At 68.1% G+C, this 21,665-nt stretch carries 17 protein-coding genes; 6 read left to right on the top strand and 11 right to left on the bottom strand.

Translation table 11 applies throughout. The features are described from left to right. Positions 1-54 precede the first annotated feature (54 nt). The 3 genes from GGR03_RS16535 to GGR03_RS16545 form a co-directional block, all read right to left on the bottom strand. The gene (locus tag GGR03_RS16535; RefSeq protein WP_183209850.1) at positions 55-399 is read right to left on the bottom strand and encodes a DUF2147 domain-containing protein; all 345 of its coding nucleotides are present in this window, start codon (positions 397-399) and stop codon (positions 55-57) included. Positions 400-949: 550 nt separating this feature from the next. Beyond that, the gene (locus GGR03_RS16540; protein ID WP_183209851.1) at positions 950-1,450 is read right to left on the bottom strand and encodes a cupin domain-containing protein; all 501 of its coding nucleotides are present in this window, start codon (positions 1,448-1,450) and stop codon (positions 950-952) included. A 596-nt stretch (positions 1,451-2,046) separates the two neighbouring features. Further along, positions 2,047-2,673 (bottom strand): TetR family transcriptional regulator, encoded by a 627-nt coding sequence (locus GGR03_RS16545; RefSeq protein ID WP_183209852.1) that lies wholly within the window; start codon positions 2,671-2,673, stop codon positions 2,047-2,049. Positions 2,674-2,745: 72 nt separating this feature from the next. Here GGR03_RS16545 and bdcA point away from each other — a divergent pair, with 72 nt between their 5' ends. Then, the gene (gene bdcA / locus GGR03_RS16550; protein ID WP_183209853.1) at positions 2,746-3,459 is read left to right on the top strand and encodes an SDR family oxidoreductase; all 714 of its coding nucleotides are present in this window, start codon (positions 2,746-2,748) and stop codon (positions 3,457-3,459) included. 377 nt (positions 3,460-3,836) lie between these two features. Here bdcA and GGR03_RS16555 read toward each other — a convergent pair whose 3' ends face one another. Next, positions 3,837-4,184 carry a DUF2147 domain-containing protein gene (locus tag GGR03_RS16555; RefSeq protein WP_246368102.1) on the bottom strand — a complete coding sequence of 116 codons (348 nt, stop codon included), beginning with the start codon at positions 4,182-4,184 and terminating at the stop codon, positions 3,837-3,839. 363 nt (positions 4,185-4,547) lie between these two features. Between GGR03_RS16555 and GGR03_RS16560 the strand changes: the two genes are divergently transcribed. Continuing rightward, positions 4,548-4,820 (top strand): sel1 repeat family protein, encoded by a 273-nt coding sequence (locus GGR03_RS16560; RefSeq protein WP_183209854.1) that lies wholly within the window; start codon positions 4,548-4,550, stop codon positions 4,818-4,820. Between the two features lie 137 nt (positions 4,821-4,957). Here the strand turns inward: GGR03_RS16560 and GGR03_RS16565 are convergent, their stop codons facing one another. From GGR03_RS16565 to ku, 6 genes are all read right to left on the bottom strand, one after another. Then, a complete protein-coding gene (locus GGR03_RS16565) occupies positions 4,958-5,668 on the bottom strand; it encodes a hypothetical protein (RefSeq protein WP_183209855.1) in 711 nt (236 codons plus the stop codon). Between the two features lie 97 nt (positions 5,669-5,765). Next, on the bottom strand, positions 5,766-6,917 hold the full coding sequence (locus GGR03_RS16570) for a pyridoxal phosphate-dependent aminotransferase (RefSeq protein ID WP_183209856.1): 1,152 nt from the start codon (positions 6,915-6,917) through the stop codon (positions 5,766-5,768). A 38-nt stretch (positions 6,918-6,955) separates the two neighbouring features. Next, positions 6,956-7,534 carry a gamma carbonic anhydrase family protein gene (locus GGR03_RS16575; RefSeq protein ID WP_183209857.1) on the bottom strand — a complete coding sequence of 193 codons (579 nt, stop codon included), beginning with the start codon at positions 7,532-7,534 and terminating at the stop codon, positions 6,956-6,958. A gap of 141 nt (positions 7,535-7,675) precedes the next feature. After that, positions 7,676-8,125, bottom strand: a complete 450-nt coding sequence (locus tag GGR03_RS16580; RefSeq protein ID WP_183209858.1) for a DUF2383 domain-containing protein — start codon at positions 8,123-8,125, stop codon at positions 7,676-7,678. A 110-nt stretch (positions 8,126-8,235) separates the two neighbouring features. After that, positions 8,236-10,881 carry a DNA ligase D gene (gene ligD, locus GGR03_RS16585; protein ID WP_183209859.1) on the bottom strand — a complete coding sequence of 882 codons (2,646 nt, stop codon included), beginning with the start codon at positions 10,879-10,881 and terminating at the stop codon, positions 8,236-8,238. Positions 10,882-10,889: 8 nt separating this feature from the next. After that, on the bottom strand, positions 10,890-11,813 hold the full coding sequence (gene ku, locus GGR03_RS16590; RefSeq protein WP_183209860.1) for a non-homologous end joining protein Ku: 924 nt from the start codon (positions 11,811-11,813) through the stop codon (positions 10,890-10,892). Between the two features lie 223 nt (positions 11,814-12,036). On the opposite strand from ku, the gene GGR03_RS16595 reads away from it, so the two are divergent. The 4 genes from GGR03_RS16595 to GGR03_RS16610 all read left to right on the top strand — a co-directional run bounded on the left by GGR03_RS16595 (position 12,037) and on the right by GGR03_RS16610 (position 18,941). Next, positions 12,037-13,155, top strand: coding sequence for a metallophosphoesterase family protein (locus tag GGR03_RS16595; RefSeq protein ID WP_210292164.1), 1,119 nt, complete (start codon positions 12,037-12,039; stop codon positions 13,153-13,155). Between the two features lies 1 nt (position 13,156). Beyond that, complete coding sequence (locus GGR03_RS16600) at positions 13,157-15,796, top strand: ATP-binding protein (RefSeq protein ID WP_183209861.1); 2,640 nt, start codon at positions 13,157-13,159, stop codon at positions 15,794-15,796. A 365-nt stretch (positions 15,797-16,161) separates the two neighbouring features. Next, complete coding sequence (locus GGR03_RS16605) at positions 16,162-17,373, top strand: porin (RefSeq protein WP_183209862.1); 1,212 nt, start codon at positions 16,162-16,164, stop codon at positions 17,371-17,373. Positions 17,374-17,672: 299 nt separating this feature from the next. Next, complete coding sequence (locus GGR03_RS16610; protein ID WP_183209863.1) at positions 17,673-18,941, top strand: hypothetical protein; 1,269 nt, start codon at positions 17,673-17,675, stop codon at positions 18,939-18,941. 327 nt (positions 18,942-19,268) lie between these two features. Here the strand turns inward: GGR03_RS16610 and GGR03_RS16615 are convergent, their stop codons facing one another. Beyond that, positions 19,269-21,476 carry a lytic transglycosylase domain-containing protein gene (locus GGR03_RS16615; protein ID WP_183209864.1) on the bottom strand — a complete coding sequence of 736 codons (2,208 nt, stop codon included), beginning with the start codon at positions 21,474-21,476 and terminating at the stop codon, positions 19,269-19,271. Positions 21,477-21,665 lie beyond the last annotated feature (189 nt).

Raw genomic sequence — 21,665 nt, forward strand, 5'->3', positions numbered from 1 at the left:
TGCGCGTCGCGCGCGCAGGTTGCCGCCACGGCTCTCACAGTCGCGAGAGCAGGATCAGGGCCGGCGCCAGCTCTGGACGGTCTTGCAGAACATTTCCATCAGGCAGCCCTTGAGGTCGAGCGCATTGCCGCGGACTGTCATCGAGCCCTTGTATGTCTTGCCGGCGCTGGGATCGGTGATCGTGCCCGGATATTCCGGACCGGCACCCGAGACCTGGGCGATGCGCTGGCCCTGATAGGTGCCGGTGGCGACCGTCGAGCAGTAGCCGTTGCCGCACGGCGCGATGGTCACGCGCTCGCCGTTTTCGGTCAGCCAGTCGCCGGTGATCGCCTCGGCGGAGGCAGCGCCGGCGAGGCCGGCGGTAAACGCTGCCACGAGGGCGAGACGGGCGAAGGTCATGGGCGGAAGCTCCTGGCTCGGGCCGGATGGGCCGGTCGCTCAGGCTTTCCCGCGTCAATCCGTTGAAAATGCGACACGTCCCCGCGTTCGGCGGTGGGCGTGGCGAGATGTCGCGCGAGTTTGCGGCTCGTCACCCCCCCTCTGCCTGCCGACCCGGGGCGAGCCGCTGGTTTCGCCCGTCCTTCGGACCCCCCACAAGGGTGAAGATCGAGGTGTCGGCGCCCCGCATCCTGTCCAGCCCGACAGCCTCAGCAGACGCTCCGGCTACGAAATACGGAAGCGGTAACGTCTGCGACCTCGCGAGGCATCAAAGCGTCGATCTCCCCCCTTGTGGGGGAGATGCCGGCAGGCAGAGGGGGTTATGAGGCGCAGGCTCGGAAACGCACCGCGCCTGAGGCGCCGACCGGGGCTACCGCCCTGGGGCGAACCGCAGGTCTCGCCCGTCGTTCGGACCCCCCGCAAGGCGGGAGATCGAAGCGGATCGCGGACGCTTCGGCCGTCACAGGCCCCACAAGCTCGCAGGCCCCGAGGCGCATAGCGCCGGTGGTGCCTAAGGCCTGGGGCGAGGGGACACGACGGAAAAGACGTCCGCGAATGGCGGGGGGCCGACGACCGTGGAGCCATCACTTTCGTTCGAGGCCAGGACGGCCGCCAGATCCTCGCCCTTCAGGGTGCCGATCAGCCTGAATGTCCGCTCGAGATTGCCGGGCGAGAAGATGATCAGCATCCGCACGATACCGTCGGACAGATTGGCCCATGCGTGCGGCGTTCCCCTCCTGACGGTCATGGAATCGCCCGCCGACAGTTCCAGGGTCTCATCGCCCGCGGTGAGGTGGACGCTGCCTTCCAGAACGACGAAGTGTTCCTCCTCGTTGGCGTGCACATGGAGGGGCACGCCGTTGCGAGGGTCGGCAACGATCTCGAGCATCGTGTAGATGCCGCCCGTTTCCGCGGCGGAGGTGCGAATGACGAAGCGCTCCCCGGGCGTGACCTCCCACCATTCGCTGCCGGCGTCCGGGGCGGCGGGCATCATGCTTGTCGAGATGTTCAAATGCTTGTCCTTCCTCGGATGATTGACACGGCGCCAAGCCTGAAGGGCCCGCGTTACGCCGCGGCTTCGACAGCCGAGGTTGCTATTTCAATCGCAACCGATAGGGCGGACCGGTTACCGCGGGTCAGTGGCAAGCCACCCCCCTCTGCCTGCCGGCATCTCCCCCACAAGGGGGGAGATCGATAGGGGTGAGGGCGGCGGGCTTGCTTCAGCCGTCGTGCCTGAATTCGAGAACGGGGAGGCCGGCGACAAGCCGATCTCCCCCCTTGTGGGGGAGATGTCCGGCAGGACAGAGGGGGGAGGTCCACCACCAATCTCGGTCGGACGGATCAAGCGCGCCAAGTCGTCGAGACCAGGGAATCTGCGGCCTCGTTCAGCCAGGCCAGCGATGCCCACCCCACTCTGCCTGCCGGCATCCCCCCACAAGGGGGGAGATCGATAGGGGTGAGGGCGGCGGGTTTGCTTCAGCCGTCGTGCCCGAATTCGAGAACGGGGAGGCCCGCGACAAGCCGATCTCCCCCCTTGTGGGGGAGATGTCCGGCAGGACAGAGGGGGGTATCGAGGGGCGCAAGCGTCCAAACGGGCGACGAAGGCCGTCAGACCGGCAGGTTCGCACCACGCAACGGGTCATCGTCGGGAAGCGCCTGCGCGAGGGAAAGGCTGGCGAGGCGGGCGGTGGCAAGCAGCTGGTCGAGGCCGTGACCGTTGCGGGCCTTGGCGGAGAGCCCGAACATGGTGGTGCAGACGAAGTCCGTCACCCGCTCGGCGTCCGCCGGATGACGAGCGGCGACGTACTGCCGGATCGCCGCCTCCGCCGCGAGGTTGAGGACGAGGGCCGCTTCGCGTGCCTCCCGATCGTTGCAGCGGGTTCCTTCCACCACCACGCAGCCCCCGGCGGCGGGATCGGCGGCGTAGCGGCGGGCGGCCTCCTCCAATACGGCCGAAAGACACGCGGCGACGGGACGGTCGGGCCGCAGCAGCTCGCCAAAGGGAATGGCGTTGGTGCCGGCATAGCGCTCGAGGACGCGGGCGTAGAGCCCGGCCTTGCTGCCGAACGCGGCGTAGAAGCTGGGCGGGTTGATGCCGAGCGCCTCGGTCAGATCCGCGACACTGACGGCATCGAAGCCGCGCGCATGGAAGAGCTGTTGGGCGGTGGTGACGGCCTGGTCGGGATCGAACCGACGGGGGCGGCCGCGCCGTCGCGGGGTATTTGTATCAGCCACTACATTAAGCCTTGACCTGTGTGATCGCCGAATTTATGTAGCGCTCCGTAAGTTAATCGCAAGGAGCGCCCGATGGCCGCATTCGAAGGAAAGTCAGTACTGGTTCTCGGTGGCAGCCGGGGCATCGGCGCCGCCATCGTGCGGCGGCTTGCGGCGGATGGCGCGGCGGTGACCTTCACCTATGCCGGCTCGCGCGAGGCAGCCGAGCAATTGGCGGCAGAGACCGGCAGCACGGCGGTCCAGACGGACAGTGCCGACCGTGATGCGGTGATCGCGCGCGTTCGCGACAGTGGTCCGCTGGACGTGCTGGTGGTGAACTCGGGCTTCGCCGTGTTCGGCGATGCGCTGGAGCAGGATCCGGACGCGATCGACCGGCTGTTCCGGGTCAACGTCCACGCGCCTTACCATGCCTCGGTCGAGGCGGCGCGACAGATGCCGGAGGGCGGCAGGATCATCGTCATCGGGTCGGTCAATGGCGACCGGATGCCCGTTCCGGGCATGGCCTCCTACGCCGTCAGCAAGTCGGCCCTGCAGGGGCTGGCGCGCGGGCTGGCGAGGGATTTCGGGCCGCGCGGCATCACGATCAACGTCGTGCAGCCCGGACCGATCGATACGGATGCAAACCCTGAGAACGGGCCGATGAAGGAGCTGCCGCACGGCTTCATGGCGATCAAGCGCCATGGGCGGCCCGAGGAGGTCGCCGGGATGGTGGCTTGGCTCGCCGGACCTGAGGCGGGTTTCGTGACCGGCGCGATGCACACGATCGACGGCGCCTTCGGCGCTTAGTGCGCCGTTTCGGGGGGGCGGTTGGACGACGCGCCTTGTCACCATGGGTGCGTTGCGCGGAGCGTCGATGACAGGTCGTCAGGAAAGGCGGCAGGCGGGTGACACCCCTCTGGGCTGCCGCCCATCTCCCCAAAAGGGGGGAGATCGAGGCCTCAACGCCTCCGCGAAACCGGGGGCATTGCAACCCTCGCAGACGTCGGCGCCGCTCTTTGAGCGCGTTCACCATGCGATGCCAACCGAAACGATGCGCGGCGCCGACACATCGATCTCCCCCCTTGTGGGGGAGATGCCGGCAGGCAGAGGGGGGCAACGCGCCCCCCGCAGGACGGCTCCAATTTTCAGCCGAGCCGCGCGAACCCGCCGGCGCTAGCCGGCGCTCAGATCCGGTTGAGCGTCTGCGAGCGGCAGATCAGGCCGCCGAGGACGCAGCCGGAAATCGAGAGGGTGGCGCCGGAGAGCTCGCCCTTGCCGGAATACTGCTTGCCGCCCTTGGTGTAATCGACGACGGTACCGGAATACTGCCCGTTGCCGGTCGGCGTCATCTGGCCGAAATTCTTTCCCTTGTGGGGACCGGTCACATAGGTCAGGCAGAAGCCGCCCGAGCAGGGGGCGATCTGCGCGTCGTAGCCGGACGGCATCTTCCACTTGCCCTCGATCGGATCGGCAGCGGCGGCCCCCGTCATGGCCAGACCGAAGGTGGCGGCGGCAAACATCAGTCGCTTCATGGTTCATTCCTCCCGTTGATGGGGACGCCGGCTGCTCCCGAAGCCGTTGCTTCCCTGAACGTAAGAGTAATCCAACCGCCCGAAAGCGCAACAGGGGTCTGCCGCGACCGAGAGCGGCCAGGGGGCGGCATGCCGATCGATCGGCAGGGTTATCGCCGGGTGAACGACGGATGCGCCTCGGGTCGGTCCAAGGCAATGATTAGCCGAAGTATTTCATGGTCTTGCCGGCGCATGCTGCAGCGATGCGGACGGGCGGCGTTCAGGTCCATTTAAGCTCAAACTTTAAGTAGCTCTTCAGCCGCGCCGGTCATTCTTCTGTCCATCGAAAGCCAACGATCAAGAGCGACAGGGACGCGAAGAAACATGGCTCGCATCGATTTCCAGAACTACGCCGACCAGGCCGCCAATGGCGCGCCTTTCGTCGACGCTGACCTCCTCTTCGACCTCGGCATGCGCGCCGCCTTGGGGCGCGATGGCGCGGTCGACCGCGTGGCGGCGCACATGTATTTCAACCTCGCCGACCGGAAGGGCTGCGAACGCGCCGCCTTCCACCGCCAGGACATGGCCGGGCAGATGTCGAAGCGCGAGATCGCCGCCGCGCTCCGCTCCGCCCGCGAGTGGCTGACGCGCCACTGACATCAGGGACTTGCCGCCAAGTTCTAAGTCAGAACCTGCGTTCGGCGAAGCACGCTAGATCACCGCTGCGTGCATCGACTGACAACACCAAAAATAGTGGGCAACGTGCTGGACCTTAGGAGGCACGGTGAACGCTTCTAAAAGTTAGGTGCTTGCGGCAACTGAAGGGACGAAGATTGAGATCTAGCGATCTCCTCTCTTCGCCTATCTGTTTGGGGTAGGGGCGTTTTGGGGGTTCTGATGTCATCAGAAAGTGCAGCTAGGAACATGTAAATATTTACAAGGTCGTGATCGCCACGCACCCCATGCTGTATTTGCCACATATCTCCCTGATCAATAGGTACGACTTTGGAGGCGCGGCGTATCAGGCGCCATACATCCGCTCCGTGGCGATACGAATACTTCTCTACGAGTTGCCCCTCGATACGTGCTCGACCGCTTTGCATCACAGCCGGGTTGCTGCGGTCGGCTTCCCGCCACCAAGCTTCCTGCATGGGCCCGAGAAATTCTCCAACAAGGGCTGCGATTTTCTGGCTTGTCTCCTGAAGTTCGTCGGCAAGCTGCTCACGATCAATATGAACAATACGATCCATCATTTTTACTTGCCTGCGCTTCAGCAGGATGGCGTAGATGTAATTCGTGCCCGCCAGCATGACCACAAACGTTGTGATGAACACGCTCGCTATCGCCCAATACGGAAGTTGGGACTCAAGCCACGCCCACGCACTCATGAGAAGCGCGGCAGCTAATCCGGCGGCCCCAGTGAGAAATTTCCAAATGCCCCATTGCTCTAGAAATGCGCGAAGCGATTCGAAGTAGGGTACCCGCTTGAAGATCGTTTTGAACATGCCCACAAGCTATCGATAGTCCCCGCCCTTGGGGAGTCGCTATATGCGCTATCTCTGGGAATGCTGCGGGTGTCCCCCCGAGCCTTTAGGGCTAACCTTAGCAGGTTGGCGCGGACCTTGGTGCGCCTTTTAAGTAAGGCGCCTGCGGCTCACCGACCTCGTCGAGGGCGCCTTCCAGCGCCGTCTCCAGCAGCGCCAGGTCGGAATCGGTGCCGACGGTGACGCGGATCATCCGGTCGAGCGGGGCGACGCCCGGCATGCGGATGAACACGCCGCGGCGAAGCACGGCGTCGAGGATCGCCCGGGCGCGCGCCCCGTCGCCGCCGCAGTCGATGGCGACGAAATTGGTGGCCGAGGGCAGCGGCCTCAGCCCCAGCCGCGTCGCGATGCCGGCAAGCTGCGAACGGGCCGCGACGATCTTTCCCACAGTCGCCTGCAGATAGGCCTGGTCCGCCAGCGCCGCGACCGCGCCGGCCTGCGCCATGCGCGACACGCCGAAATGATTGCGCACCTTGTCGAACTGCGCGACCGTCGCGGGCTCGCCCACCGCGTAGGCGACGCGCACACCGGCCATGCCGTAGGCCTTGGAGAAGGTGCGGAAGCGCAGCAGGTTCGGCCGCATCAGCGTGATCGGCGGCAGCGCAGAGGCGGGCGCAAGGTCGCAATAGGCCTCGTCCAGCACCAGGATCGTCTCGTCCGGCGTCCCGGCGATCAGCCGCTCCACCGCCGGCGCCTCGTGCCAGGAGCCGGTCGGATTGTCGGGATTGGCGAAATAGAGGAGCTTCGGGCGAACTGCCCTCGCGCGCTCCAGCAGCGCATCGGGATCCTCGTGGTCGTCGGCCCGATAGGGGACGAAGTCGAGCACGGCGCCGTGGCCGGCGACGTGGTAGTTGAAGGTCGGATAGGCGCCGCGCGAGGTGACGACCGTGTCGCCGGGATCGCAGGCCAGATGCACCAGATGGCCGAGCAGCCCGTCGATGCCCTCGCCGACGGTGATGTTCTCGATGCCGACGCCGAGATGGGCGGCGATCGCCTGTTTCAGATCGTATTGCTCCGGGTCGCCATAGGCCCAGCTTTGCCGGGCGGCCGCCGCCATCGCCTCGAGCACCAGCGGCGAGGGGCCGAAGACGCTCTCATTGGCGCCGAGCCGCGCCTTGAAGCGCACGCCGGTGCGCCGTTCGATGGTTTCGGGCCCGACGAAGGGCACGGTGGCGGGCAGCGAGCGGGCAAGTTCGGTGAAGAGCGGCATGGGCTGATCCGGCGCTGGAGGCAGGGCGGGGGCGGGCGTCAGGCCCGGGCTGTCCGAACGGTCTTCGCTGCACTCTCGGCGGGCGCCTCGTCGAGCCGCTCCAGCCCCTCCGCGAAGCGACGGGCGTTGCGGACATAGTGCGCGGCAGAGGCCCTGAGCTTCTCGGCCGCCCCGTCGTCCAGGGTGCGCGCAACCTTGGCCGGCGAGCCGACGATCAGCGAGTTGTCGGGGAATTCCTTGCCCTCGGTGACCAGCGCATTGGCCCCGACGATCGAGTTCCTGCCGATGCGTGCACCGTTGAGGATCGTCGCGCCCATGCCGATCAGCGAATTGTCGCCGATGGTGCAGCCGTGGACGATGGCCGAATGGCCGATCGTGCAGCCGGCGCCGATGGTCAGCGGAAAGCCGGCGTCGCTGTGGAGGGCGCAATTGTCCTGGACGTTCGAGCCTTCGCCGATGGTCATCCACTCGTTATCGCCGCGCAGCACGGCGCCGAACCAAATGCCGACGTCGGCGCCCAGTCTGACGCGGCCGATGACGTGGGCGCCGGGCGCCACGAAGGCCGAGCCGTCTTCCGGCAGTTCCGGCCTGTCGCCGTCGAGGGCGTAGATCGCCATGATGTCCTCCCGCTTTTTGCAGCGGACCCTGCGACAGCTCCCGGCCGGAATCAAGCGGAACGCCTCGGCGACAAGGCAAAGCCGCCGGCGACGCGGGTCACCGGCGGCTCGATCGAAAGCGGGATGGGTGCGTGCCGTTGCCTACAGGGCGGCGGCGGTCTCTTCCATCCAGGCGCGGTGGCGACGCTCGTCGGCAAGCGCCTTGGCGAAGAATGCGCGCGACTTCTCGATCGCGTCCGGATGGCTGCTGGCCCGCTCGTAGGCGGTCACGGTGTCGTTCTCGTTGGTCTTCATCGCCTTGAGGATGGCGCCGTCGCCCATGAGGTTGGCGAGCGCGATCTTGCCGGTGGTCAGCCATTCCTTCATGTCGCCTTCGAGCGGCGCCTCGGCGCCGGTCTTGGCAGCGATCTCGTTCAAGACGTCGAGATGCTGGAGATGGTCCTGGCGGAAAGTCGCGACCTTCTGGCTGAGCGCCGGGTCGGAGAGCTTCTCGATGGTGGAATCATAGGCGGCGATCGCGTCCCGCTCCAGCAGGATCAGGTCGCGGACGAGACCCTTGATGTCGCCTTCGTTGCCGACGGTGGTGGCCATGGGAGAAATCCCTTCGTTCCGTTGATGGTTGCCACGAAAAGCCGGCCGGCCCGGGAGCCGTTCCCGAATCGGGGTGGCTGTTTCCGGTCACGGCGAAAGGTCGGGGCGTCTCAGGCCCCGAATCTGTCTCGGATCTTCTTGGTCAGCGACTGGCGCACGTCGGCGTAATCCGCCCAAGGATCGGCCTCGCCGAGCCGGGCGATGACGGCGTTGATGTCGAAGCCGTTGGCCACGCTCAGCGTCGCCAACTCGTCCCAGCTGACCGGCGTCGCCACCGGCGCGCCTTCGCGGGAACGGCTGGAATAGGGCGCGATCGCCGTCGAGCCCCGCTCGTTGCGCAGCCAGTCGATGAAGATCCGGCCCTTGCGCTTGGCCTTGGACATGGTGGCGACGAAGCGGTCGGGCTCCTCCTCCGCCTGGCGGACGGCGAAGGCTTTGGCGAAGGCCTTGACCTCCTCCCAGCCCTGCCTGCGGTCGAGCGGCACGACGACATGGACCCCCTTGCCGCCGGTGACCATCGGAAAGCTCTTCAGGCCGATGGCGGCAAGCCGGTCGCGGAGGTCGAAGGACGCCGCCTTCACGTCCTCGAAGTCGAGGCCCTCGTCCGGGTCGAGATCGAAGATCAGCCGGTCCGGATTTTCCAGACGGTCGTTGCGCGAGCCCCAGATGTGGAACTCCAGCGTGTTCATCTGCACGGCGCCGACCAGGCCAGCGGCGTCGGTGACGGTGAGGTAGTGCTCGGTGCCGCCGTCCTTTTCGGGGATCGGCACGGTCTTGACGGCTTCGGGAAAGCCACCGGTGTCGTGCTTCTGGAAGAAGCAGCGCTTCTGGCCGCCCTGCGGGCAGCGCACCAGCGACAGCGGCCGGCCGCCGGCATGGGCGAGCATGCGGTCCGCAACCTTCTCGTAATAGAGCGCGAGGTCGCCCTTGGTGACGCCCTGGCCGGCGAAGACGACGCGTTCGGGATGGGTGAGGCGCACGCCCGCGACATTGTCCGGCGCCTGGCCGAGCACCGGCGTATCGGCCTTCGCTGACGTCTTGCCGGCGCGGCGCTTTGCGGATGCGGCCTTGCCCTCGCGCTGCGGATGCTCGTCAACCACGTCACCGGCCTCCTTGTCCTCGCGCAGACCCTTGAAGACGCCGTGGCGGATCGAGCCGTCGGCGGTGATCTCGGCGAACTCGATCTCGGCGACCAGCACCGGCTCGACGAAGCGCGAGCCGCGCCGGACGTCCGTCGGCAGGGTCGTGAAGGGCGAGGTCATGCGCTTGTGCGCCGCAAGGCGCTCGGCGAGGTCCGCCATGTTGGCCTCGTCGAAACCCGTCCCCACGCGGCCGCGATAGGTGAGCTTGCCGTCTTCCATGACGCCGAGCAGGATCGAGGCGAAGGGCCGGCCGCGCTTGTCGGATGGGCGGAAGCCGCCGATGACGAATTCCTGCCGGCGCGAGCATTTGACCTTCAGCCAGCTGCGGGTGCGGCCCGAGCGATAGGGCGCATCGGCGCGCTTGGCGACGATGCCCTCGTGGCCGGCCCGGCATATCTTGTCGTGCACCGCCGGCCCGTTGCCGGTCACGTGGTCGCTGTAGAGCAGCGTGTCGGAGCCGGTCCGCTCGATGAGGTCGCGCAGCATCGCCTTGCGCTCGGTGAGGGGACGCTTGGTCAAATCCTCGCCGTCGAGCGTCAGCAGGTCGAAGCAGAAGCAGGCGAGGGGCCCGCCGTCGGAGAGGTTGTTCTGCAGGGTCGAGAAGTCGGTGCCGCCATTGTCGTCGAAGGCGACGATCTCGCCGTCGATCAGCGCGTTGCGGCAGTCGAGCGTGCTGGCCGCCTCGGTGATCGGTCCGAAGCGGTCGGTCCAGTCCTTCTCGTTGCGGGTGAAGCAGCGGACCTCGCCGCCGCCGACGGCGATCATCACCCGGTAGCCATCATATTTCATCTCGTGCAGCCAGTCGCGGCCGTCCGGCGCCTCGTCGACCAGCGTCGCCAGCTGCGGGGCGACGAAGCGCGGCAGCGGCAGGGGCTTGCCGGCGGGCTTCTTCCTCTTGGCGGCGGGGGCGGATTTCGCCGGCCTCTCGGCCGTCGTGGTCTTCGGGGCAGCAGCGCTCTTCCGCCCCTTCGCGGCCGGCTTGGGAGCCGGCTCTGCCGCGTCATCGTCCCGGGAATTGTCCCAGACCTCGTCGCCCTTGGCGATCGCGGCCATGGTGCGGCCGGTCTTGATGCTGGTGTCGGCGGTGAGGAGGTTGCGGCGGCGGTCGACCGCCTCGTCCTTCTCCTTGATCAGCAACCAGTTCTCGCGCTTCTCGCCCGGCCGGGGTTTCATCCGGATCAGCGCCCAGTTGCCGTTCATGCGCTGGCCGAGGATGCGCATCTTGAGATTGCCCTTCGCGAGGCCCTCGTCGGCATCTTCCAGCGGCTCCCATGTGCCCTGGTCCCAGAGCATCACGGTGCCGCCGCCATATTCGCCCTTCGGGATCGTGCCCTCGAATGTGCCGTAGTCCATCGGGTGGTCCTCGGTGCGGACCGCCAGGCGCTTGTCGGCGGGATCGAGGCTGGGGCCGCGGGTGACAGCCCAGCTCTTCAGGACGCCTTCCCACTCGATGCGGAAATCGTAATGCAGCCGCGTCGCATCGTGCTTCTGGACACAGAAGAACAGCCCGTCGGCCGCCTTGGCGGAAGCCTCCGAGCCGGAGGGTTCCTGCGTCTTCGAGAAGTCCCGCTTCTTTCGATAGGTGTCGAGAAGCGCGTCGCCGCGAGCCGCCATCGCCCGCCTCAGGCGCTCTTGCGGCGGGGTGCCGCGCTGCCCGACGGCGCCTTCTTGGCCTTGGCGGGCTCGGCGGACTTGGCCTTACTCGCCGCCGGCTTCCGCCGCGCACCAGCGGCCTTGCCGCCGGCATCGCCGCTACCGCCCTCGAGGCTCTGCTTCAGCGCCGCCATCAGGTCTACGACATTGCCCTTGGTGCGCGGCGCCGGCTCGTCGTCCTCGATCGACAGCGTCGCCTTGCCGCCCTTCTTGCGCTTCTCGGCGATGAGCGCCTTGAGCGCCTCGGTATAGTGGTTCTTGTAGGTCTTGGCCTCGAACTTGGCGGTCTTCTTCTCGATCAGCTGCGTGGCGACGGCGAGGAGATCCTCCTCAGCCCCGTCGTCGGAGATCTCGGCGAAGAGCGGCGCGGATTTGCGGATCTCGTCCTCGTAATGCAGCGTGCTGAGCAGCAGGCCGGAGCCGCAGGGGCGCAAGGCCACCAGATATTCCTTGCCGCGCAGCGCGAGCTGGCCGAGCCCCGTCTTGTGCGACTGGCGCAGCGCGTCGCGGATCACCCGGAAGGCGTCTTCGGCCAGATCATCCTGCGGCACGACGTAATAGGGCTTGTCGAAATACAGCGGCGGGATCGCATTGGAATCGACGAACTGCACCAGCTCAAGCGTCTTCTTGGTCTCCAGCTTGACGTTCTCGATCTCCTCGTCGGTGAGGAGCACGTATTCGTCCTTGCTGACCTCGTAGCCCTTGACGATCTCGTCCTTGTCGACCGGGCCGATCCCCTCGACGACCTTTTCGTACTGGATGCGCTTGCCGGACTTCTCGTGGATCTGCCGGAAGGCGATCGAGGCGCCGGAGGTGGTGGCCGAATACATCTCGACGGGGATGGACACGAGGGAAAGCCGGATCTGGCCTTTCCAGACGGGACGAGGCGCCATTCTTGAACTCCAGACACAGTGACTGCCGCAACGTGACTCAACGGCCTCGTCGCGGACTCGTTCCGGTTGCGTGACGGTCCCGAAAAGGCTTGGTAAAGACCGCCCGAAAGCGGTTGATAAGACTCATGTGGCCGCCCCCGAGCTTGCGATTTTCGGGGGGAGCGCCCAGCACGGGCATGGCCCGCGCGACGCAACCAGTGGATCAGGAACCGACGACCCTATCTTGACCAGGATTCTGCATACGGCCGACTGGCAGGTCGGCAAGCCGTTCGGCGGCTTCGAGCCCGACCGGCGCGGCGAGCTGCGCGCCGAGCGCTTCGCCGTGGTCGGGCGGATCGCGGATTTGGCGACCGCGCGCGGCTGCGACGCCGTCCTGGTCGCGGGCGATGCCTTCGACGACAACATGGTCAGCGACCGCGAGATCCAGCGCACGCTCGACGCGATGACGGCGTTCCGGGGTCCGTGGGTGATGCTGCCCGGCAACCACGACGCGGCGCTGGGCGTCAGCCTGTGGACGCGGCTGAAGCAGCGCGCCGGCCCGGCGCGGATCATCGTCGCCGACAGGCCGGAGCCGATCCTGCTCGAAGACCAGGGCATCGCCCTCCTGCCGGCGCCGCTGACCCGCCGGCACGAGGGCGCCGACCTCACCGCCTGGTTCGACCATGCCGAGACGCCCAGCGGGCTGGCGCGCATCGGCCTTGCCCACGGCTCGGTGCAGAACCGGCTGCCGGAGGCCGCCGAATCCGGCAACCCGATCGCCGACGACCGGGCGGCGCGGGCAAGGCTCGACTATCTGGCGCTCGGCGACTGGCACGGCTTCGTCGAGATCGCGCCGAAGACGGTCTATGCCGGCACGCCCGAGCCGGACCGCTATCCGGCCAACGCGCCGGGCCATGTGGGGATCGTCGAGATCAACGCGCCTGGTGCGGCGCCGCGCATCGAGCGGGTGCGCACCGCCCGCTTCGACTGGCGCACGCTGGCGCTGCGGCTCGACGGCGGCGTGGAAGCGGTGGACGAGGCGCTGTCGGCGCTCGCCCAGCCAGGCGAGACGGTGCTCGAACTCGTCCTCTCCGGCAGTCTGTCGCTGCGCGAGCGGGTGCGGCTAGAGGAGACGCTGGCGCTGTGGCGCGCGAAGCTCTTCGACCTGAGACTGGTGGATGCGGCGCTGATCGACGCCCCGGACGACGAGGATCTCGACCGCATCGACGTCGGGGGCTTCGTGCGCGTGGCGATCGAGAAGCTGCGGGCGCGGGCCGCCGATCCGGCCGATCCCGAGCGCGCCGCGGCGGCGCTGGCGCTGCGGCTCGCCTATGTCGAGCATCGCCGGCTGGGAGAGCGCTGAGATGTATCTGCGATCGCTCAAGCTCACCGATTTCGCCGGCATCAGCTCCGCCGAACTCACGCTGTTCGAGCCGGGGCTGAACGTCATCGTCGGGGACAACGAGGCCGGCAAGTCGACGCTGCTGACGGCGTTGCGCGCGGTGTTCTTCCAGCGCCACCGCGCCACCGGCGAGGCGGTCAAGGCGCTGGCGCCGTACCAGCGCCAGGCGCGGCCGGAAATCCATGTCGACTTCAAGCTGGCGGACACCGTCTATTCGCTGCGCAAGGCGTTCCTGCAGCGGCCGGAGGCGGAGCTCACCTGGCCGGGCGGCAGCCTGACCGGCGACGCGGTCGAGGAGCGGCTCGCCGAACTCTTCCGCTTCGCCCATCCCGGCCGCGGCGAATCCAAGCTGGATTCGCACCAGGGCGCCTTCGGCCTTCTGTGGGTGGAGCAGGGGCGCTCCAACACCGGCGGGCTCGACATCGGCGTCGGCAAGGATGCGGTGACGGCCTCGCTGGAGGGCGAGGTCGGGCAGATCCTCGGCGGCGAACGCGGCCGGGCGATGATCGGTGCCGCCAAGACGCTGCACGACCGGTTCTTCACCGACACCGGCCGCGTCGCGCAGGCCTCGCCGGTGCGGCAGGCCGAGCAGCTGATGGAAGACCTGCGCCGCGAACTGGCAACCAAGACGGCGGCACGGGCCGATTTCGAGGAAAAGCTGCAGCGGCTCGACGCGCGCCGCGCGACGCTGCGCTCCTACGAGCGGGACGACGCCGTCGCCAAGGCAGAGGCAGCGCTCGACGCTGCCGAGGAGCGGGCGCGGCAGGCAGCAGGGCTGGAAGGGGCAGCGCGCGAGGCCGAACGGGAACTGCAGCATTCTCTGGCCCGCCGCGATGGCGCAGCCGAACGCCTGAGGCACCGCGACCATTTGACCGCAGCTGCCGCCACGGCGCGGCAGGCGGCAGAGGCTGCTGCCGCTGCTCTCCTGGATATCCACAAGGCGCGCGACGGGGAACGCGCCGCGATCGTGGCGGCCGAGGCCGAGCGGGCGGCGGCCAAGCTCGCAGCCGAGGCGGCGGAAGCGGCGGACGACGCGCTGCGGCTCGGCATCGAGCGGGCGCGGATCGCAACCGAGGCCGAACGGCTGGACCGACGACTGCGGGAAGCCCGTGAGATCGAGACGCGGCTGGCTGCCTTGCAGGCAGAATCTGCCGGTCCCGCGATCGACGCTGCGGCGATCAAGGCGCTCGAAGCCGCCGAGCGCAAATGCCGGGACGCGGCGATCCGGCTGTCGGTGACGGCGCCGGTGCTGATCTTCGCGCCGTCCGCGGATCGCTCGGTGCGGGGTGCCGACGGCGCGGCAATCGCGGCGGGGGCGCCGTACCGCGTCACCGGACGCGAGAGCTTCGAGCTCGACGGGTTCGGCAGCCTCACGGTGGAGCCCGGCGGCGACGCTGCGATGCTGCGCCGCGAGTGCGATGCCGCCGAGGCCGCGCTTGCCGCGCTGCTCGGCCGCCTCGGCGCCGTCTCTATAGAAGAATCGCGGGCGCGCGCGAGCGCGGCCGAAAATCGGCGGATCGAGACGGCGACGCTGAAGGCGCAGGCCGCGGCGCTTCTGCCGGAGGGGCGGGCGGCAGCCGAGGCGGCGCTCGCCGAGCTTGCCACCACGCTGGCTTCGTCGCCGGCGCCCGCGCCGGACGGACCGCCGCCGAGCCCCGCCGATCAGGCCGCTGCGCGTGCCGCCCGCAATGCCGCGCGCACGCGGCTGGAGACGGCGACCGCGACGCTCGAGCGGATGCGCCGCGCGGCGAGCGACGGGCTCTCGACGATCGCCCGCGCCGAGGCCGACGACGCCCACCGGCGCGCCGAGGCCGAACGGCTGCGCCGCGAACTCGGCGAAGCCGAGGCGGTGCGGCCGCGCCCGGCGCTGGCCGAGGATCTGGCGGCCGCCGAGCTCGATCGGGCGGCGAAGGCCGCCGTGGTGGAGCGGCGGCAACGCGATCTCGCCGCTGTGGAACCGGAGACGGTGCGGCTGACGCTCGAGGCGCGGCGCCGGGCGCTGGCGGAGATTCGCCGCACCGTCGCGGCCTTGAAGGAAGAGACGCTGCGGCTGGAAGGCGAACTCGAGGCAACGGGCGCGACGGCGCTCGGCGAGGACGTCTCCCGGCTGGAGGGCGAAATCGGCGCCGGCGAGGCGCGGCTTGCGCGGCTGCGAATCGAGGCGGCGGCCGCCGCCATGCTGCACGCGACGCTGATCGCTGCCCAGCGCGAGGCGCGCGAACACTGGCTCGGGCCGATCAAGACGCAGGTCACGCCGTATCTGAAGCTGATCCATCCAGGCGCCGTGATCGAACTCGACGATTCGACGCTGGAGATCCGCAGCCTGCACCGCGCCGGCATCGAGGAAGACTTCAAGCGATTGTCCGCGGGCGCGCGGGAGCAGGTCGCGGTGGTGACGCGGCTTGCACTCGCCCAGGTGCTGAAGAAGGGCGGGCACCCGACGGCGGTCATCCTCGACGATGCGCTGGTCAATACCGACGAGAAGCGGCTGGAGCGGATGCATCTCGTGCTTCGCAAGGCGTCCGAGACGCTGCAGATCATCGTCCTGACCTGCCGCGAACGCGATTTCCGCGACTTGGGCGCTCCGATCCAGCGCCTCTGACGCAAAAGCGGCGAAAGCCGGCGAAACGCCCCTCGAATCGCCGGTATTCGGCCCCAATCCGCCAAACGGCAGGGTTTGGCGCAGCGGGCGAGGCCGCCGTCAGCACTGTCCCGGCCCCGGATTCCCCAATGGTTAACGAGGCATGAAGCGAAAAGTGGCTTCGGTGCAACAGGGGTGTGTCCAAAGGACCCCAGGAGCCTCAATGTGGCATTTAGGAGATTGCACCAAATCCGCTGCCGGGTAATGTCGCGTCAGAAAGAACGCAGGGCAACGCGCTTCGGACTTTCGAACAGGGGATGGGGCAGGGAAGGCTGTCCTTCATACAAGGCCCAACCCTAACCTATAAATTGACTGGAGGTCAGGACATGAACATTAAGAGCCTTCTTCTCGGCTCCGCTGCGGCCCTCGTCGCAGTTACCGGCGCCCGCGCTGCGGACGTCATCGTGCCGGTCGCGCCGGAGCCCACCGACTATGTGCGCGTCTGCGACGTGTACGGCAGCGGCTTCTTCTATCTTCCCGGCACCGAAACCTGCATGAAGATCGGCGGCTACGTCCGCTTCAAGTACATCGTCAACGGTGACCAGGCTTTCGACAACGACGAAGGCGACAACTACGACTCGTTCAGCCGCGTCCGCGTTCGTCTGAACTTCGACGTTCGTGAAGAGACCGAGCTCGGCACCCTGCGTGCTTTCGCTCGTCTGCAGGCCGAGAACACCGGCTCGAACGACGACGACTTCGAGATGGAGCAGGGCTATATCCAGCTCGGCGGCCTGACCATGGGTTATCTGGACTCGCTCTGGGTCGAGGGCTCGGGCCTTCTGACCGACACCGACTCGATCGTCGGCGACATCGACGTCAACCGCATCTCCTACACCTACGCGGCTGACGGCTTCTCGGCGGCTCTGTCGCTCGAAGACGACGACACGGGCGACTTCGCTCCGAACGTCGTCGGTCGTCTGGCCTACGAGGGCGGCTGGGGCTCGATCTTCCTCGCCGGTTCGTATGACGAGAACGGCTTCGGTGCCCGCAGCTTCGGCGATCTGATCGTCGACGGTTCGGATGCAGATGACGATGATGGCGGCTTCGCCCTGAAGGCCGGTGCTTCGCTCAAGGACCTCATCGCCACCGACTCCGAGTTCAAGGTTGAAGGTAGCTACGCCTTCGATCCGTCGTCCTACTCGACGATCGGCCTGTTCTCGGGCGATGTCGATGGCGCAGATTTCGCCTTTGACTTCGACGGCGACGGCGTCATCGACGACATCGACGGCTTCAGCTTCAACGACGACGTGCCGGTCGAGTGGCAGGCTGGTGCTGGCTACGCCCAGGCATTCGGCAAGCTCGGCGTCGCAGTGTCCGGTCTGTATGGTGAAACCTTCGACTTCACGGGTTTCAACCCCTTCACCGGCACCTTTGATAGCTTCGATGGCGGCGAGTACTACCGCTTCGTCGGTAACGTCGGCTACGAGATCACCAACAACTTCGACGTCCTCGCCGAAGTTTCCTACACCAACATCGACTTCGGCGGCGACGAAGTCGACCAGACGGCTGGCTTCCTCCAGTTCGTCCGCTCCTTCTAATCGATCGAGCCTCTAGTCAAAGGAAGCCCGGCGTTCGCGCCGGGCTTCTTTCGTTTGTGGGGTCTGCGGTCCCTGCAGTCTCGAATGGTCCGCCCTTGACGCCTGGTCTCTTTCGGTCACCGATGGCGGATGCTCGATACTCTGATCGACCTTCTCCCGTTCGTGCTGGTCGCCCTGGCGGCGGGCTACCTGTTTGGCCGCTTCGCCTGAGCGATCGGGGTGCGGCGGCGGAGAACGGTTGCCTCCCTCGCGCCAATCCCTAGCTTCGGGACATCGGGTTCGCCCAGCGGAGGGTTTCCATGCTGTCGTTTTTCGGAAAGGTCTTCCTGCTCCTCGCAGCAGCTTTCGGACTCGGCGCGCTCGCGGGCAAGCGCAAGAGGTCCGACGGGGCCGTACCGGAGCCGGTGGCGACGCCCGAGAAGCGGAATACGCCGCAGGCAGCGCCTTCGCCTGCCGCCGCGGTGGCAGCAGGGCCTGCCGAGTTTGCCCCCGTTCCGGCGACGGGATTGACGAACCCCCCATCCGGCGCGGCGCCCGAGCCCGAAATGCCGGCGGAACTGCCCGAACCAGTCGTGGCAGGCCCAGGCGGTCAGCCGGCGAAGAAGCCGCGCGCCGGCCAGCGCGAGGACCCGCTGGCGGCTAAGCATCGCGCGGCAGCCTTCGACCGCGACTTCCGGACGCTCGACTACCGATCCCTTTCCAAGGATGCGGCCGCTCGCGAAAAGGAGCGGCGGGCACGCCAGCATTCGAGCTGGCAGGCGAAGGATCCGGAAGCCCAAGCGCCATCGCCGCCGCTGCAGAATGCCCAGTTCTCGCAATTCGGCGGCAGCTTCGTATCAGCCGAGATCATCCGGGGCCGCAGCACCGAGCGGGTGCCGGATCTCATGCCGACCTTGCCGGGCGACGGCGCCGAGCCTTCGACTGCCGAGCCCCCGGCGCGTCGATCCCTCGCAGGTCCCGATCCCCGGGGACCGACACCGAAGCGCGAGGAGCGCAGGCACTTGCCGGAGGATCCGCTAGCGGCAAAGCACCGGGCTGCTCCCTTCGACAAGGATTTTCGCACGCTCGACTACCGCAAGCTGGGGTCGGGACCGCGGCCGGCGCCGTCGCCGACGGGGTCGAGCGAACAGGCGGGGCACGAGACGGCTGGCGCGGAGGTCGCCCCGGCGCACGCGGTCTTCCGGATTGCTGGCGCCGCCGGCACCGTGCCCGCCGTGGACGTCGACAATCCGGCAGCCGGCGGCGAGGCAGGCGGGCGTGAGCCGCCGGTGACGGGGGAGGCGGTGCTTGCCGAAGAGATCATGGTCCGCGAGCCTGCCCGGCTCGACGCGCCGCGGGCCGGTACGCCGGACGATCTGACCCGCATCGACGGCATCGGGACGAGCCTTGAGCGCCTGCTCTTCGAGAACGGCATCTACCACTATGACCAGATCGCCCGCTGGGGCGCCGGCGAGGCCCACTGGTTCGAGGCCAAAAGCGGGTTTCCGGGCCGCGTCACGCGGGAGCGCTGGGTCGAGCAGGCGCAGGCTTTGGTCGATGATCGCGCGACGCCGCGGGCGGTGGTTTAAGGGAAGGCGCCAACGTACCCGTGGGGAGAGCTTTGCCGCTCCCTCATTCCTGGCGCCATCCCGGGCTTGACCCGGGGATCCATGCCCGATCGCCGAACGCGTCAGATCCGGTACATTGAAGGCGGCTTTTCTTCCACGACGCGGCGGCGTCGGAGGAATGGGTCCCCGGGACAAGCCCGGGGATGACGCCGCTGAGAGGCGGGAGCCATGGTTGGCGCCGAGGCGGCGGTGGGCTCAGATCCGCTGGTCACGTGACAGCCCCCGCGATGCTGTGGTCTTAGCCAGCAGCATCTTACCTTCTTCGGCTGGCCTTCCGGCCGCGCGACCTCACCCGGTGCGGCCGAGGCGGAGGTCTTTTTCGATGTCGAATCCGGCGCCGAGCCGCATCTTGTAGACCTGGTAGTTCTCCATCACTCGCTGCACATAGCCGCGCGTCTCGGTGAAGGGGATGCGCTCGACCCAGTCTATGACCTGGTCCAGCGATTTGCCGCGCGGGTCGCCGAAGCGCTCGATCCATTCCCGCGCCCGGCGGGGACCGGCATTGTAGGCGACGAAGGTGAGCACGTAGGAGCCGTCGAAGGCGCTGATCTGCTCGCCGAGGAAATGCGCGCCGAGCGCGGCGTTGTAGCCGGGATCGCTGGTAAGCCGCGCCGGGGAATAGCTGACACCAACCTTGGCGGCGGTCGCCTTGGCGGTGCCGGGCATCAGCTGCAAGAGCCCGAGCGCCCCGGCCGGCGACTTGGCGGCCGGATTGAAGGCGCTCTCCTGCCGGGCGATGGCATAGGCGAGCGCCTTGCCGGAGGCCGAGATGTTGGCGCTCGCCGGGATGACGCCGATCGGGAAGGCGAGGGCGGGCGCGTCGATGCCGCGCCAATAGGCCTTCTTGCCGACCTCCAGCACGAGATGATGGTCGCCGCGGCGCTCGGCCATTACCGACAGGAGCGCCAGTTCGCCGGGGCTGGTCAGCTCGTCGGCCAGCGAACGGTACAGCCCGTCGGCCCGCCAGCTGGAGCCGATCTGCTCGAGCCGCTTGATCGCCCGCACCGCCTCGCGCTGCTCAAAACGCTGGCGATCGGCAGCGCTGGCGCTGGGGAACTGGATCGCGCCTGGTCGCCGGCCGAGCTTGGCGGCGGCGAGCTGGCCGTAATAGGTCGCGCCGTACTGCGCGGCCTTGGCATAGGATGCGCCGGCATTGCCGGGCCCGCCAGCCTCCGCGGCGCGCGCGAGCCAGTAATGGCCCCGCGACACCGACAGGGGTCGGCTCGAGGAGTCGAGAATCCGGGCGAAGTGGGCCGCGGCCGTGCGCGGGTCGTTGAGGAAGCGCAGCGCGATCCAGCCGGCGTGGAACTCCGCCTCAGCCGCCTCGGTGGCGCTTTCGGCCGAATGCGTCGCCGCGACGCGGTAGGCGAGCTGGTTCTTGCCGAGGTCGAGAAGATCGCGCGCGACGATGCGGCGATCGTTCCACCAGGCATCGGGATCGACCAGCGACGCGGCATCGCGCGGCGCGCGCATCAGGATCTCAGCGGCCTCATCGATCTTGTTCGACTTGCGGTAGCGCTCGACCAGCGCGTGCTGGTAGCCGGGGTCGGCGCGCTGCGCCTGCGGCACGGCGGCCAGCAGCTTGCCGGCATTGGCTTCGCCGCGAATGACGGCGGCGCGGGCGGCATAGAGCTGCTTCGCCCCCGCCATGTCGGCGACGCGCCCTGCATCCCCCACGCGGCGGGCGTAGAGCAGCTTGTCCATCCGGAATTTGTGGTCGGCGCGGGTGAGCAGCGTGCCGAAGGTCTTGAGCACCGCGCGTTCGGTCGCTTCGTCGAGCCGCTCCTCGCGCCAGACCTTGGCGATCAGCTGCTTGGCGCGGCCCGCTTCCCCGGCGGCGATGTAGGCCCTGGCCAGGGCCATCGCGCCCTGCGGGCTCTCCGGCTGGCTGGCCTGGAACGCCGCGATGACCTCGCGCGCCGGCGGCTCCTCGCGATAAAGCGCCTGCTCGCTGTTGACCCGCAGCGTCTTCATGCCGGGCCAGCCCTCGAGCTGGCGCGCGGCGAGGGCGATCTCGGCGGCCGGCACGCCCTTGCCGCCCCGCAATGCGATCGCCCAGGTGAGGATGTTGCGGTCGAGCGAGCCGGGCATCATGCCCTCGCGGATGCCGCGGGCCTTCGTCGGGTTGCCGTCTGACAGCGCCTGCAGGCCGTCCTTCAGCTCGCCGCGGATCGGGGTGACGGAGCCGATGCGCGGCGCCATGGCCGCGATCGACGCGGTGAAGGCGCTGGCATTCGCCGGCACCCCAGCCGTCGCTGCAGGCCGCAGCACGGGATTGGGTTGCGGCACCGTCACCGCCCGCCCGAACCGCCATGGATCGACGCTCACCGCGGCGCCCGGGGCGCTTGCAGCGACGCTGCCGACATGGCCGGGGCGGGCGGCCGGCGTCGGGCCCAGCAGGGGCAACGCCAACTCGTTGGCGATCGACTGTCCGGGCAGCATGGTGATCGCGAGCGCGCCGAGCAACAGGCGGCGTGCGGTGGTTCTGGCGGTCATGGCAAACCTTTCGGACAATCTCGTCATGGGGCGTCCGGCGAAAGGCCGGCCCGCTTGCCGGCGGGAATGGTTTGCAAATCTCTCACGAGCGCGATTAAAGCCCCGTTACCGGACGCCGTCGAGGGGCGCCGACAAACGCGCAGCCGTCTGTTCTTGTTTCGCTATCGCCGCTTCACTAAGGTGCCGCGC

The organism is Aurantimonas endophytica (assembly GCF_014196845.1).
Lineage (GTDB): Bacteria > Pseudomonadota > Alphaproteobacteria > Rhizobiales > Rhizobiaceae > Aurantimonas > Aurantimonas endophytica.

Excerpts from the sequence above, each read along its gene's own strand:
- GGR03_RS16535 (WP_183209850.1), bottom strand. The coding sequence starts at position 399 with ATGACCTTCGCCCGTCTCGCCCTCGTGGCAGCGTTTACCGCCGGCCTC.
- bdcA (WP_183209853.1), top strand. The coding sequence starts at position 2,746 with ATGGCCGCATTCGAAGGAAAGTCAGTACTGGTTCTCGGTGGCAGCCGG.
- GGR03_RS16555 (WP_246368102.1), bottom strand. The coding sequence starts at position 4,184 with ATGAAGCGACTGATGTTTGCCGCCGCCACCTTCGGTCTGGCCATGACG.
- GGR03_RS16560 (WP_183209854.1), top strand. The coding sequence starts at position 4,548 with ATGGCTCGCATCGATTTCCAGAACTACGCCGACCAGGCCGCCAATGGC.
- GGR03_RS16565 (WP_183209855.1), bottom strand. The coding sequence starts at position 5,668 with ATGTTCAAAACGATCTTCAAGCGGGTACCCTACTTCGAATCGCTTCGC.
- GGR03_RS16570 (WP_183209856.1), bottom strand. The coding sequence starts at position 6,917 with ATGCCGCTCTTCACCGAACTTGCCCGCTCGCTGCCCGCCACCGTGCCC.
- GGR03_RS16575 (WP_183209857.1), bottom strand. The coding sequence starts at position 7,534 with ATGGCGATCTACGCCCTCGACGGCGACAGGCCGGAACTGCCGGAAGAC.
- GGR03_RS16580 (WP_183209858.1), bottom strand. The coding sequence starts at position 8,125 with ATGGCCACCACCGTCGGCAACGAAGGCGACATCAAGGGTCTCGTCCGC.
- ligD (WP_183209859.1), bottom strand. The coding sequence starts at position 10,881 with ATGGCGGCTCGCGGCGACGCGCTTCTCGACACCTATCGAAAGAAGCGG.
- ku (WP_183209860.1), bottom strand. The coding sequence starts at position 11,813 with ATGGCGCCTCGTCCCGTCTGGAAAGGCCAGATCCGGCTTTCCCTCGTG.
- GGR03_RS16600 (WP_183209861.1), top strand. The coding sequence starts at position 13,157 with ATGTATCTGCGATCGCTCAAGCTCACCGATTTCGCCGGCATCAGCTCC.
- GGR03_RS16605 (WP_183209862.1), top strand. The coding sequence starts at position 16,162 with ATGAACATTAAGAGCCTTCTTCTCGGCTCCGCTGCGGCCCTCGTCGCA.
- GGR03_RS16610 (WP_183209863.1), top strand. The coding sequence starts at position 17,673 with ATGCTGTCGTTTTTCGGAAAGGTCTTCCTGCTCCTCGCAGCAGCTTTC.
- GGR03_RS16615 (WP_183209864.1), bottom strand. The coding sequence starts at position 21,476 with ATGACCGCCAGAACCACCGCACGCCGCCTGTTGCTCGGCGCGCTCGCG.